This is a genomic window from Lysobacter enzymogenes (assembly GCF_017355525.1).
Lineage (GTDB): Bacteria > Pseudomonadota > Gammaproteobacteria > Xanthomonadales > Xanthomonadaceae > Lysobacter > Lysobacter enzymogenes_C.
Window position 1 is genome coordinate 2,542,985 of sequence record NZ_CP067395.1, and the last position, 14,898, is coordinate 2,557,882.

3 protein-coding genes are annotated in these 14,898 nt (G+C 68.5%); all 3 read right to left on the reverse strand.

Annotated elements, in window-relative coordinates; genetic code table 11:
• Positions 1-4: 4 nt before the first annotated feature.
• Complete coding sequence (locus JHW38_RS10585) at positions 5-5,494, reverse strand: RHS repeat-associated core domain-containing protein (RefSeq protein ID WP_207525863.1); 5,490 nt, start codon at positions 5,492-5,494, stop codon at positions 5-7.
• A gap of 49 nt (positions 5,495-5,543) precedes the next feature.
• A complete protein-coding gene (locus JHW38_RS10590) occupies positions 5,544-13,700 on the reverse strand; it encodes a pre-peptidase C-terminal domain-containing protein (protein WP_207525864.1) in 8,157 nt (2,718 codons plus the stop codon).
• A 124-nt stretch (positions 13,701-13,824) separates the two neighbouring features.
• Positions 13,825-14,349 carry a hypothetical protein gene (locus JHW38_RS10595; RefSeq protein ID WP_207525865.1) on the reverse strand — a complete coding sequence of 175 codons (525 nt, stop codon included), beginning with the start codon at positions 14,347-14,349 and terminating at the stop codon, positions 13,825-13,827.
• Positions 14,350-14,898 lie beyond the last annotated feature (549 nt).

The window sequence follows — 14,898 nt, forward strand, 5'->3', positions numbered from 1 at the left end:
GGACTCAACGACCGTAACGCTGGCCCGCGGCGGCGCCGCCCAACTCGCCGCCGCCGACGATCGCGCCCTCGGCGATGGCGCCGATGGTGCGTCCGTTGGCGTAACTCAGATTGCTGGAGCCGACCACGCTGCCGATCACCGGCCGCCGAATCGGATCGATGAACCGGCTGAGCCAGTGATTCAACGGTCCTCCCGCCGCACCGCCGAGAGCGGCGCCGCCGACGGCCCACCAATCGTAGTTGCAGGGGTTGGTGTAATCCTTGCCGCTGGCGGCATTGCCCAATCCTTGGCCGAGCAGGCTGGCGGCAGCCGCGCCGGCCGCGCCGCCGGCCCAGTGCGCCGCGAAGGGATTGACTGCGCCGACCAGGCCGCCGGCGGCGGCTCCGAGCAACGCGCCCTTCCAGCCGCCGGAAATATAGCCGCCGATGCCGCCGGCGATCGCGCCGTAAATCGCACCCGGCACGCCGAAGTGACCGGTCGGATCGACATTGACGATCGGATTGCCGGCCACGTAGGCGTAGGTGTTGACTCCGCCCGCCAGGCCGATCGGGTCTTCGCTGATGAAACGTCCCATGCCGGGGTGGTAATAGCGAGCGCGGTAGTAATACAAACCGCTTTCGTCGCGTTCGCGCCCCGCGTACTGGTACGGGTTGTCGAAGCTGCTCTGACTCGCCTGAGTCTGTCCGTACGGGGTGTAGTCGTAGCGTTGCACCACCGCGCCGGCCGCATCGCTCAAGGCCTTGGTGCTGCCCAGAGCGTCGGACAGGTAGTAGGTGCGCCCGGAGGCTTCGCTGCGGGCGAAACGCTCGTCCATCGCCAGGCCGGTCAATATGCCGGTCACGCGACTGCCGCGCGCCTCCTGCACCGTGTCCAGGCCGTCGTAAAGGTATTGCACGGTCTGGCCGTTCTCGGTCTTGCCGATGCGGCGCCCCAACGGGTCGTATTCGAAGCTCGCGACCGTTTGCCCGCCTTGCTGAATGCTGGTCAGCTGCTCGCGGCTGTTCCAGACGTACGTGCGGCTGCCGTCGCCGACCAGATTGCCGTCGTCGTCGTAGCTCAGGACCTGGCCGAGGAAACGGATCTGGCGATGGTTGTCGTCGAACGCGTTGCCGTCGCTGGCCGCCGGCAGCAGGCTGTTGGCCCACGAGCCGGTCTGCGCTATCCGCTGGCCGACGCGGTCGTAGCCGTATCCGATGCTGCCGAGAACGGTGCCGTCGGCCTTGGCGTAGGCGAGCCCGATCAGGTCGTTGGCGTCGTTGAACGAGTAGCCGGCGACCACCGCGTTCGGCAGCGTCATGCTCTTGCGCCGGCCGATCTCGTCGTAGTCGAACGCGATGGTTTCGCTGCCCTGGATGATGCGCCGCAATTGGTCGGCATCGTCGTAGCGATACTCGACCTTGGCCTGGCTTCCGGCGGTCATGCCGATGCGGCGCCCGGCGGCGTCGTACTCGTAGATCACACTGCCGGCGGCGCCGCTTTCCATGCGCAAGCGGTCGAAATCGTCGTACTCCCAGCTCAAGCTGCCGGCGGCGGAATCGACCAGGCGCTTGCGCCGGTCCACCGCATCGTAGGTCAGCGTCTGCACGCTGCCGTCGCCGAAAGTGAAGGTCTGCGGACGTCCGAGCGCATCGTAGGCGATGGCCGTGGTCTGGCCCTTGCGGTTCTTGTAGGACTTGACCCGGTCGCCGTCGAAGTAACTCCAGAACTCGGCGCGATCCAGGCCGTCGCGCCGCTCCTTCAGGCGGTCGCGTTCGTCGTAGACGTAGGTGATGCCGTTGCCGTGCGGCTGCAGGATCGCGGTGACGTTGCCGTTGTTGTCGTAACTCAGCTCGGTCGCCTGCCGCTGCGGATCGACGACCTTGCGCACCCGGTCGTTGTGGTCGAACTCGCGACGGCTGATGCGCCCGTCGGCATCGCGCATCACGATCAGCCGGCCGAGCGTGTCGTACGCCATGCCGGTGGCCCGTCCCATCGGATCGACCACTGCCGTGAGCTCGCCGCCCTCATAACGGAAGGTGGCGGTATAGCCCTTGGCGTCGGTGATCGCCAGCGGCTGGCCCGACGCGTTGCAGCGGATATCGGTGCTGCGTTGCAGGGGATCGGTGATGCGGCTGAGGCAGCCTTCGATGTATTCGAGCGTAGTGACGCGGCTCAAGGCGTCGGTCACGCTGCGCAATTGTCCGTCGCCGTAGTAGGACATCTGGACCGTCTGCGCTTTGTCCGTGCCGGCCATGACCGTCTGCCGGGTCACCTGGCCCGCCGCGTTGTACTGGTATTCGGTCTTGCGGCCCAACGGATCGGTGCGGACCTTGACCTGGCCCGACGCATAGCGTTCGAACAGGTAGGTCTGCGCCTGGTCGGTGCCGTAGCCATAGGTGTCGCTGATCGGATACGGCGTCGCGTTCTCGTCGAACACCACCCGCCGCTTCACGCCGTCCGGACGCGTCACCAACGACGCCAGATGGCCTTCCGGCGTATTGCTGTAGGCGAACGTGTACACGCTGTTGTCCGCCAGCGTCTGCTTGCTGATCCGACCGATCCAGCTGCCGTACTTGGGATACTCGTTGAAGACCACGCGATGGCCGCGCCGGTCGGTCACCGATTCCATCACGTGCTGCATCAGGTAGGTGCCGAACTGCTTATGCGCCTTGGCGTACAGGCAGAACCGCGGATCGACGTTGATGCCGGACGGGCACACGTCGAAATCGTCGGCGAAACTGCTGGTGATGTAAGCATAGCGCTGCGTCGTCAGATCCGGATACGTCACCGTAGACAGCAGGCCCTTGTCGTTGTAGTCGTAGCTCCAGGTCCGGCCGGTGTGGTCCTTGACGGTCTTGATCCGGTTCTGCGCGTCGTAGGTGAAATTCACCATGCGCCCGTTCGGCGATACCAACTGGCTCAGCAAGCCGGCGTTGTAGACCAGCCGGGTCTGGTTGCCGAACCGGTCCTGCACCCACTGCAGGCGGGTGTTGTTATAGCTGCCGAACTGCATCTGCGAGCCGTCGCGCAAGGTCACGCGGTAGGCGCGGCCGTACGGCTGCTCGGGATCGGAGTCGAAGATCGAACGCATCACCGCGCCGGCGAACTGCGAACGCGATCCGTTCTGGCGCCATTCGCCCTGCGCGCCGCTGCCGGACAATCGGTCGAACTGCACCGCCGAGCCGTTCGGCAACACCATGCGGATCGCTGCGTAATCGTCGCCGGTGCGCTGCAGGTAGTGACCGTAGCCCAACGACATGCCCAGACCGAACTCGCGCTTGACCATGTCGCGCGGGCGGTAATGCCGCTCGACCGTCAGCGGCACCACGTCGTTGATCGTCACATCGGTGTCGGCGTAGATGAAATCGCCGGTGTGCAAGTCGACCGGGTCGCCCTCGCTGCCCGCGCCGCCGCCCTTGGCGGCCTGATCGGCGCAGCCCGGATCGGGACAATTGCCGTCCTGATCCGGCGGCATGCCCTCCTTCGGCGGAGGATCGTTGTTCGGCACGCTGTACATGCCGCCCATCGTCTGGTGCAGCGCGACGCCGCGCTCGGGTTCGAACTGGCGCCCGTCGGCCGAGACCGTGCCCTGGCCGTACACCCGCCAGCCTTCGCGCGGGTCGTAGATCCAGAAGTCCGCCAGCGTCCCCGCCGGCTTGCGGTCGTAGTTCGGGTAGTACACGCGGATGCCGCCCGACGCGGCCGGGGTCAGGCCCTGCACCTGGGCGCCGCCCGGTTCCAGGGTGAACGCCATCGGGTGGTTCTCTTTGACCGGGAACGGCGCGCGGTTGACCGGCGTCGGCACGATCGCCAGTTCGGTCACCAGTTGGCCCTTGCGGTCGCGGATCACCGCGCCGGCAGGGATCCGCAGCTCCAAGCCCGGCATGTCCGGGTGGCCGATGCGCATCTCCTGCTTCAGCGGCGAGGCGATCTTGATCTTGTCGCGCGCGGTGATGCGCGGCAGGTGCAGCAGGTAGTTCAGTTCGGTCAGCTTGCCTTTCGCCACGCGCACGCCGACCACGAACTGGCCGTATTCGGCCTGCGCGGTGTTGGCGCTGCTGCCGTCGACGTACAGTTCCTGCCAACCGGCCGCGGCGTCGAGCAGGGTGAACCAACCGTCGGCGTCGGTACGCGCCTTGTGCGCGCCGATGCTGACTTCGACGTTCGCGACCGGTTGTTCGTCGACGCGCACGACGCGGCCGCGCACGACGGTCACGCCGTAAAGCGCCGCGGTCTTGGCCATCGACGGGTTCGGCGTCGGCGCCTGATCCGGCGTGTAGATGCGCCAGCGGCTGTCGGTATTGTCGGCGCCGGGGGACCACACGCCGTCCTTGAGTTCGCCGCGCGCGCGGCACGGGGCGTACCAGGCGCCCTTTTGTACGCAACGGCGCGCGTCTTCGTCGCCGGTGATCTGCACGTCGGTCGGCGTCGTCGCCGGCGTCTGCTCCGCGTTCAAGGCCGCGGTGCGGAAGTCGATCGCAACGGTCGCCAGCGGCTGGCCGTTGCGGCCGCGCACGCCGTCGATCAGCAGGGTGTACGGCGAATCGGGGAACAGCGCCTGCTGCGGGGTCACGAAGGCGAGACGGCCGCCTTCGGCGGGCACCACCTTGGCGACGGTGCGGCCGCCGGGGCCGAACAGGACCACGCTGCTGGCGTTGACTTCGTTGGCTTGCAGCGGCTGGGTGAAGCGCAGCCACAGGCGGCCGTCGGGGGCCACGTTCTGCGCTTTCGCTGCGGGCCACGAGGCGGCGAGCACCGGCGCCGACTTGGCGGCGTCGGCGGCGCGCGCAACCGGCGCAGTTGCAGCGAAGCTTTGCGTTTGCGGATCGAAGCGCGCGTCGCCGCCCACGCGGCGGCCTTGCGCATCGACGCCGCCAGTCAAACGCACGCTGCCGTCGGCGTCCAGCGCGCCGGCATGGCCCAGGCGCGGCGGCGTCCACGCGCCGCCGACGATCTGCACCGCGTCGTCGCGCGAATCCCACAATTCGGCTTTCGCGACACCGGCCACGCCCGGCGTCCAGCCACCGCTGAGCAGCAGGCGGCCGTCGCTGAGCAAAGTCGCCGCATGGCCGGCGCGCGGCGCCAGGCCCGGCAGCTGCGCCGCCGTCAGCGTCTGCGTCGCCGGATCGAACCACAGGCCTTCGATGTGCACTTGCCCGGTCGCGTCGACGCCGCCCCAGACCAGCACCCGGCCGTCGGCGAGCACGCTGACGCTGGCCAGCCGGCGCGGCGAACCCAGCGGCCAATGCCTTACCTGGCTGCCTTGCGCATCGTCGCGGCGCAGGCTCAGGCCGCGGCCGTCGCGTTCGAGCACCAGCCAGCGCCCGTCCGGCAACTGCGCGCGCGCTTCGCGCGACTGCAGCGCCAACTGCTGCGACAACGACACCGGCAGCGGCTCCAGCGCCGCGCCGACGTCGCCCGGCCGCAGCGACACCGCGCCCAGCGACAGGCCCAGTGCCAGCGCCATCGCACCGATGCGCCAGTTCTTGCGCGTTCCTTGCTCGATACGGTTCATCGTTCGTTTTCCTGTATCCGAAGTCCGCCGTCGCCGCCGCAAGCCGCGGTCACGGCGAAGTCACCGTCAATTGCGCGCCGACCTTGGCGCCGTAGTTCGCATCGACCTGCACCAGGTAGTTGCCGCTGTCCGGCAGGTTCGGCAGCGTCATCGCGGTGCCGGTGCGGGTGTAGGTCTGCTTGAACAACGCGCCGCCGGGCCGGTAGACCGAGTAGTACACGTCGCGGTTGGCCGGGTCGGTGGTCTGCGATGCGACCGTCAGCGTCAACGACTGGCCCGCGGTCGCGGCGAGATTCAGCGCCGCGTTCTGGCCGGCGCGGTTCAGCGCCAGCGTGAACGGCGTAGCCAGCGACAAGGTGCCGGTGGCGTCGCGGCTCAGCGTCACCTTGTAGCTGGCCGTACCGTCGCCGCCGCTCGGCGGCACCGCGAAGATGCTGTAGGTGCCGGCCGGCAGGTTCGGCAGGTCCAGCTCGCAGCCGCCGTACTGCGCGTAGCAGTTTTCGGAAACCAGCAGGGTGCCGTTGGGGCGGTACACGTACAGCGCGACGTTGCTGGTCGAGCCCGGAGTGACCAGATCGCTGAGGCCGAGGCCGAGGCTGGCGCCCTGCGCGACCGCGACCGTGTAGTAGGAGCGGTCCCACGCCGCCGCGCTCGTGTGCGACACCACCGCGCCGTCGACGCTGAGGCCGGCGCCGCTGGACAGTTCCAGACGCGAGCTCGAGGTCATGCCGTAATCGGCGTCGACGAACAGGCTGTACTGGCCGGCGACCGGCAGGCTGGCGAGGTTGATCGCCAGACCGTTGGTCGCATAGCTCTGTTGCAGCAAGCTGCCGTCGGGCTTGTAGACCGTGTAGTAGACGTTGCGCACGGTCGGCGCGATCGCCAGGTTCGAGGCCTTGATCGCGAGGTTCTGGCCGACCGCGCCGGCGAAGGCGAAGCGTCCGTTCTGGCCGCGGCGGCCGAGGTTCAGCGAGATCGGCGCATCCGGCGCCAGGGTCGCGGCGACGTCGGCGCTGAGCGTGGTCTTGAAGCTCATCGTGCCGGCGGCCCCGCTCGGCGGGACGGCGATGATGCTGTAGGTGCCGGCCGGCAGGTTCGGCAGGTCGATCTCGCAGCCGCCGTACTGCGCGTAGCAGTTTTCGTAGGCGAGCTGGGTGCCGTTCGGGCGGTACACGTACAGCGTGACGTTGTTGGTCGAGCCCGGCGTGAGCAGATCGCTGAGGCCGAGGCCGAGGTTGGCGCCCTGCGCCACCGCGACCGTGTAGTAGGCCCGCTGCCACGACGCCGCGCTGCTGTACTCGGCCGGCGCGCCGTCGACGCTGAGGCCGTCGCCGGTGTCGAGCTCGACCTGCGCGGTCGAGGTCATGCCGTAGTCGGCGTCGACGAACAGCGTGTACTGGCCGCTGACCGGCAGGTTGGCCAGGTTGAGGCTCAGGCCGCTGGTCGAATACGACGACAGCAAGCTGCTGCCGTCGGGCTTGTAGACGGTGTAGTAGACGTTGCGCACGGTCGGCGCGACCGCGATGTTGGAGATGTTGACCGCGACCGTCTGCCCGGCCGTGCCGGCGAAGCTCAAGCGCGCGTTCTGGCCGCGCTGGGCGATGTCGAGGTTCAGCGGCGCGTTCGGCGTCAAAGTGCCGGCGACGTCGGCGCTGAGCGTGGTCTTGAAGCTCATCGTGCCGCTGGGACCGCTCGGCGGGACCACGATCGCGCTGTAGGTGCCGGCCGGCAGGTTCGGCAGGTCGATCTCGCAGCCGTTGTACTGCGCGTAGCAGTTCTCGTAGACGAGCTGGGTGCCGTTCGGGCGATAGACGTACAGGCCGACGTTGTTGGTCGAGCCCGGCGTCACCAGATCGCTGAGGCCGAGGCCGAGGTTCGCGCCCTGCGCCACGGTGAAGGTGAAGTAAGCCCGCTGCCACGGCGCGGCGCTGCTGTATTCGGCCGGAGCGCCGCCGACGCTGAGGCCGTCGCCGGTGTCGAGCTCGACCTGCGCGGTCGAGGTCATGCCGTAGTCGGCGTCGACGAACAGCGTGTACTGGCCGGTCGCCGGCAGATTCGGCAGGTTGAGGCTCAGGCCGCTGGTCGAGTACGACGACAGCAAGCTGCTGCCGTCGGGCTTGTAGACCGTGTAGTAGACGTTGCGCACGGTCGGCGCGACCGCGATGTTGGAGACGTTGACCGCGACCGTCTGCCCGGCGGTGCCGGCGAAATTCAGGCGTGCGTTCTGGCCGCGCTTGGCGATGTCGAGGTTCAACGGCACGTTCGGCGACAGGCTGCCGGCGACATCGGGGCTGAGCGTGGTCTTGAAGCTCATCGTGCCGGCGGTGCCGCTCGGCGGCACGGCGATGATGCTGTAGGTGCCGGCCGGCAGGTTCGGCAGGTCGATCTCGCAGCCGCCGTACTGCGCGTAGCAGTTCTCGTAAACGAGCTGGGTGCCGTTCGGGCGGTACACGTACAGCGCGACGTTGTTGGTCGAGCCCGGCGTGACCAGATCGCTGAGGCCGAGGCCGAGGTTGGCGCCCTGCTCCACGCTGAAAGTGAAGTAGGCGCGCTGCCATGGCGCCGCGCTGCTGTACTCGGCCGGCGCGCCGCCGACGCTGAGGCCGTCGCCGGTGTCGAGCTCGACCTGCGAAGTCGCGGTGTTGCCGTACTCCGGATCGACGAACAGCGTGTACTGCCCGCTGGTCGGCAGGTTCGGCAGATTCAGGCTCAGGCCGGTGGTCGAGTACGACGACAGCAGGGTCGCGCCGTCGGGCTTGTAGACCGTGTAGTAGACGTTGCGCACGCCCGGCGCGGTGACGATGTTGGAGGCGTTGACCGCGACCGTCTGCCCGGCCGTGCCGGCGAAGCTCAAGCGTGCGTTCTGGCCGCGCTGGGCGAGGTTGAGGTTCAGCGGCGCGTTCGCCGACAGGGTGCCGGCGACATCGGGGCTCAGCGTGGTCTTGAAGCTCATCGTGCCGGTGGCCCCGCTCGGCGGGACGGCGATGATGCTGTAGGTGCCGGCCGGCAGGTTCGGCAGGTCGATCTCGCAGCCGTTGTACTGCGCGTAGCAGTTCTCGGAGGCGAGCTGGGTGCCGTTCGGACGGTACACGTACAGCGCGACGTTGTTGGTCGAACCCGGCGTGACCAGATCGCTGAGGCCGAGGCCGAGGTTCGCGCCCTGCTCCGCGGTGAAGGTGAAGTAGGCCCGCTGCCACGGCGCGGCGCTGCTGTACTCGGCCGGCGCGCCGCCGACGCTGAGGCCGTCGCCGGTGTCGAGTTCGACTTGCGCGGTCGAGGTCATGCCGTAGTCGGCGTCGACGAACAGCGTGTACTGGCCGGTCGCCGGCAGGTTCGACAGGTTCAGGCTCAGGCCGCTGGTCGAATAGGTCGAGGTCAGGGTGCTGCCGTCGGGCTTGTAGACGGTGTAGTAGACGTTGCGCACGGTCGGCGCGACCGCGATGTTGGAAACGTTGACCGCGACCGTCTGCCCGGCGGTGCCGGCGAAGCTCAAGCGCCCGTTCTGAGCGCGTTGGGCGATGTTGAGGTTCAACGGCACGTTCGGCGCCAGGGTGGCAGCGAGATCCGGCGTCAGATGGGTCTTGAAGCTCATCGTGCCGTTGCCGCCGCTCGGCGGCACCGCAACCACGCTGTAGGTGCCGGCCGGCAGGTTCGGCAAGTCGATGTCGCAACCGTTGTACTGCGCGTAGCAGTACTCGTACGCCAACTGCGTACCGTTCGGACGGTACACGTACAGGCCGACGTAGCTGGTCGAACCCGGCGTGACCACATCGCTGAGGCCGAGGCCGAGGTTGGCGCCCTGCTCCACGGTGAAGGTGAAATAGGCGCGCTGCCACGGCGCCGCGCTGCTGTATTCGGCCGGTGCGCCGCCGATCGTCAGGCCTTCGCCGGTGTCGAGCTCGACCTGCGAGGTCGCGCTGTTGCCGTAGTCCGGATCGACGAACAGCGTGTACTGGCCGGTCGCCGGCAGGTTCGGCAGGTTCAGGCTCAGGCCGGTGGTCGAATAGGTCTGCGCCAGGGTGCTGCCGTCGGGCTTGTAGACGGTGTAGTAGACGTTGCGCACCGCCGGCGAGGTGAGGATGTTCGAGGCGTTGACCGCGACCGTCTGCCCGGCGGCGCCGGCGAAGTTCAGCCGCCCGTTCTGGCCGCGGCGGGCCAGGTTGAGGCTCAGCGGCGCGTTCGGCGCCAGGGTCGCGACGAGGTCGGCGCTGATCACCGCGTTGAAGCTCATCGTGCTGGCGCCGCTGCTCGGCGGCACCACGGTGACGCTGTAGGTGCCCGCCGGCAGGTTGACCAGATCCAGGTCGCAGCCGGCGTACTGCGCGTAGCAGTACTCGTAGGTCAGCTGGGTGCCGTTGGGCCGGTAGACGTAGACCGTCGCGCTGCTGGTCGTGCCCGGGGTGACGAAGTCGGTCAGGCCGATGCCGAGGTTGGCGCCCTGCTCCGCGGTGAAGGTGAAGTACGCGTTCTGGCCCGGCGTCTGGGTGATGAAGCTGCCCGGATCGCCGTCCGGCGGGATCGTCTGGCTCTGGCCCGACACCAGCGACAAGCGCGCGCTGGTCTTGGCGCCGTAGTACGGATCGACGAACACCAGGTAATCGCCGCTGGCCGGCAGGTTGCGCAGGTTGAGGGTCAGCCCGGTCCGGGCCGTGCCGGTCTGCAGGCTGCTGCCGTCGGGCTTGTACACGGTGTAGGTCACATCGCGCGCGGCCGGGTCGCTGGTCTGGCCGGCGACGTTGAAGGCGAAGGTCTGCCCGGCTTCGGCGGCGAACTTGATCCGCGCGTTCTGGCCGCGGCGGTCGAGCACCAGGTCCACCGGCGTGTCGACCGACACGGTGCCGTTGAGATCGGCGCTGAGCACGGCCTGGAAGCTCATCGTGGCCGCGCCGCTCGGCGGCGCCACCATCACCGTGTAGTCGCCGGCCGGCAGGTTGGCGAGGTTGAGCTCGCAGCCGTTGTACTGCGCGTAGCAGTTTTGGTAAGTCAGCTGGGTGCCGTTGGGACGATAGACGTACATCGTCGCGCCGCTGGTGGTGCCCGGAGTCAGCAGATCGCTGAGGCCCAGGCCGAGGTTGGCGCCCTGTTCGGCGCTGAAGCCGAAATAGATGTTCTGGCCCGCGACCTGGGTGGCGAAATTGCGCGGCTCCGCGCCGAGCTGGACCGTGCCGGTCTCGCCCGGCAACAGCACCGCCTGCATCTTGGCGGTTTCGCCGTAGTACGGATCGACGAAGACCTCGTACTGGCCGGCCACCGGCAGGTTGCGCAGGTTCTGGGTCAGCGACGTGCGCGCGCTGCCCTGCTGCAACACGGTGCCGTCGGGCTTGTTGACGTAGTAGTAGACGTCGCGGTTGGCCGGCAGCGTGGTCTGGCCGGAGACGTTGAAGGCGAAGGTCTGGCCGGCTTCGGCGACGAAGCGCAGGCGCGCGTTCTCGCCGCGCTTGGTCAGGTCGAGGTTCAGCGGCGCGTTGATCGCCAGCGTCGCGGTCTGGTCCGTGCTCAGCGTCGCCTTGAACGCCATCGTCTGCGCGCCCGAAGCCGGCGGCGTCACGGTGACGTTGTAGGTGCCGTCGGTCGGGATCGTCAGGTTCAGATCGCAGCCGTTGTTCTGCGCGTAGCAGTACTCGTAGCTCAGCTGGGTGCCGTTGGGGCGGTAGACGTACAGGGTCGCGCCGCTGGTCGTGCCAGGCGTCAGCAGATCGCTCAGCGCCAGGCCGAGCTGGTCGCCCTGCTTGGCCGGGAAGCTGAAGTAGACGTTCTGGCCCGGCGTCTGGGTTTCGAATTCGCCGAGCGAACCGCCCGGATCGGGGCCGCCGACCACGCCGCTGACCAACTTGATCTGCGCCGCCGCGGTTTCGCCCTGGCCCGGATCCATGAAGACGTAGTAGTTGCCCGTGGCCGGCAGGTTCGGCAGGTTCAAGGTCAGCGCCGCGCGCGTGTTGCCTTGCTGCAGCACGGTGCCGTCGGGCTTGTAGACGGTGTAGTACACGTCGCGGCTGGCCGGCGCGGTGGTCTGCGCCGAGACGTTGAACGCGCGCGTCTGCCCGGCCTGCGCGGCGAAGCTCAAGCGCGCGTTCTGGCCGCGCCGGTCGAGCGCCACCGGCACCGCGGTATCGGCGGTCAGAGCCACCGTCAGATCGGCGCTGAGCGTGGCCTTGAACGCGACCGTGCGGTCGCCGGAACTCGGCGGTATCACCACCGCGCTGTAGTTGCCGGCCGGCAGGTTGGGCAGGTTGAGATCGCAGCCGTTGTACTGCGCGTAGCAGTACTCGTAGGCCAGCTGGGTGCCGTCGGGTCGGTAGACGTAGACCGTTGCGTAGCTGGTGCTGCCCGGCGTCAGCAGGTCGCTGATGCCCAGGCCGAGGTTCGCGCCCTGCTCGGCGCTGAAACCGAAATAGACGTTCTGGCCCGGCGTGGCGGTGGCGAACTCGCCGCTGCCCTGGCCCGGCAGCACTTCGCCGGTTTCGCCGGAGACCAAGGCCAGCTGCACGGTCGCGGTCTCGCCGTAATACGGATCGACATAGATTTGATAGCCGCCGCTCGCCGGCAACTTGGCCAGGTTCAAGGTCAGCCCGGCCTTGCTGTTGCCTTGTTGCAGCACGCTGCCGTCGGGCTTGTACACGGTGTAGTAGACGTCGCGGTTGGCCGGCACGGTCGTCTGGCCGGCGACGTTGAAGGCGTAGGTCTGGCCGGCCTGCGCGGCGAAGCTCAGGCGGCCGTTCTGGCCGCGCCGCGACAGCGACAGCGACGCCGGCGCGTCGGCGCTCAGCGGCAGCACGAGGTCGGCGCTCAACGTCGCCTTGAGCGAAAGCAGGCGTTGGCCGTCGGACGTCGGCGTCAGCACCAGGGTGTAAGGGCCGGAGATGCTGAGGCTCGGCAGATTGAGATCGCAGCCGCCGTTGTTGGCGTAGCAATAGTCGTAGGTCAGCTGGCTGCCGTCGGGACGGTACACCGCGGCCTGCACCGAACTGGTCGAGCCTGGCGTCAGCAGGTCGCTGAGGCCGACGCCGAGGTTGTCGCCGGCGGCGACGTCGATGACGTAGCGCTTGCTCTGGTACGCGGTCGCGGTGGCGACCGCGAGCGGTTCGGCCTGGGTGGTCAGGGTCGCGTTCTTTTCCCAGCCGAGGTTCCACGCCATCGGCGCGCTCGGCTTGAGCAGCAGCAGATGCAAACCGGCGCCGAGTCGCGGCAGATGCGCACTCGGCGCGCTGGCGCTGGCGCTGCCGGTCAGCAGTTGGCGGTTGTCGGGGCCGTACAGACTGTAGGCGACGGTGCCGCTGGCGATGCCGGCGAACTGCAGGCTGGTGAGGTCTCGGCCCGGCGCTTCGAGCAACAACGCGATCTGTTGATTGGCGACCGTGGTCTCCAACGCGCGCGCGGCTGCGTCCAAGGTCAGCCGTCCGCCGTTGACGACATCGGCGGCAGTAACGCCGGCCGGCACCACAACGAACTCATCCGCGCTCTGCGCGCTGCCGTACGGCGTGCTGACGGTGATCTTGCCGCTGCCGGCGCGCACCGGCACCGGGAACGTCAGCTGGGTCTGGCTCGAAGTGCCCGGCACCGCGATGCGGTCGCCGAGCAGCACGCGGGTCAGGTCCGGCGCCGGATACAGACGCTGGCCGGTCACCGTGACCTGCGTTCCGGCGACGCCGATCAGCGGCGACACACTCGTTATCTGCGGCGGCTGCGCGTCTTCGTCGACGACGAAGTCGGCCGGGCCCGACACGGTCTGCGTTCCCACCGTCACCGTCAGCGGACCGGTGCTCGCGCCCGCCGGCACCGTCACTTTCAGTTCGGTCAGCGTCGCCGACGTCACCGTCGCCGCGACGCCGTTGAAGCGCACGACGTTGTCGCCCGCGGTCGTGCTGAAACCTTGTCCCTGAATCGTCACCGCCACGCCGGTCGCGCCGCGCGCCGGCACGAACGAGAACACCGCCACCTGGCCCGCGGCCAGGCGTTCGATCTTCAGCAGATTGCCGACCTTGTCGTAGACGTAGCGCGCGCTCTCGCCCGACTGCTCGTTGACCATCACCACCAGGCGGCCGTTGTCGTCGTAGACGTATTTGGCCGCCAGCGCCAGCGAGCCGCTGACCAACAGCGCCAGGCCCAGCACGATCGCCCAGCCGCGCGAGAGAAGGCCGAAGCGCCGACGCGACCAACGCGCCTCGCGCTGCGACCGCGCGCCCGAACCGGTACGGGCAAGATCCACACGCTGTTCCATGACGCTCTCTCCAAGCGCAACCCGGTCCGACCGGGCTTCCTGAGGGGTCGATCGATCTGCCGCCGGCGTTCCGCCGGCGGGTTTACCGCGGTCTTGCATCGCCCGCCGGCGTTTACGCGCCGGCCGGCGCCGGCGCGGCCGCCGGCTTGGGCCGCGCGCCGTCCGGCAGCGTCTGCGTCACTTCGATTTCCTGCCGCCCCGCAGGCTTGCCGGCGATCGCCACTTCCATCACGTAGCGGCCCAGCGCCCATGCGCCCGCGCCTTGCTTGACGAATTCCAGGTTGGTCGTCGCCGCGCCGCTCAAGGTCAGGTCGGTGTTCTGCTCGCCGACCACCTGGCCGTTGCTCATCTCGATCAGCTTGACCGACACCGGCACGCTCTTGGCCGAACCCTGGGTGCGCAGCGAGGCGATGATCTTCTCGTCGGGCAGGAACTGGGTCAGCGGCACCACCGTGCCGTCGGGGTTCGGCGTCACGCCGACATCGAGCGCGAACAACGTCAGCTCAGGCGCTTTGGCCGGCGCGGCCGCGCTCGCCGTCGCGGCGGCGGCCTGCGGTTCGGCGGCCTTCTGGCCGCAACCCACGCTCAGCGCCGCGCACACCAGCGCCGCCGGCACCATCCATCCGATCTTGTTCATGCACTTCCCATCCTGCTGTCGATATCGCCGAATCCCGCGGCTCTCGCCGCCACCCGGCGAACGGCCGATGCCGTCCGCCGCAAACTTCCTGTTCCCGCACGGCCAGCGACGCATGTTCGGAGCATCGCGACGCTTCCCGCGCGACGCGCGAGCGCTGCGCGATCGAGCGCCCGCAACTCACCCGGCCCCGCTGTTTACACGCGCAACCCGAGCCAAACGGCTCACCGATCGCAGCGGCGAATCGCGCGTCGCGACAACCGCGCGCAGCGATGCGCCCGCCCGAAAGCGGCGTCGCGGCCTCGCTATGAACCCCCTAACCCAAACGATTGTCGACGGCTATGACGCTCCATCCTTGAGCCACGGATCCATCCTTTCGCGCTGGCGCGCGCCGTTGGCGATGTCGAACCACACAGACCTTCGATCTGCGCGCGGACTAATAGCAAACGGATTCGTTCATAGACAGTAAAAAAGCCTACCGGTGTGACAAGCCTCACTTAATCCGGCGAAATCGTCGCGCGCGCGGCGGAACTCGCGAAACGGCCCGCGATA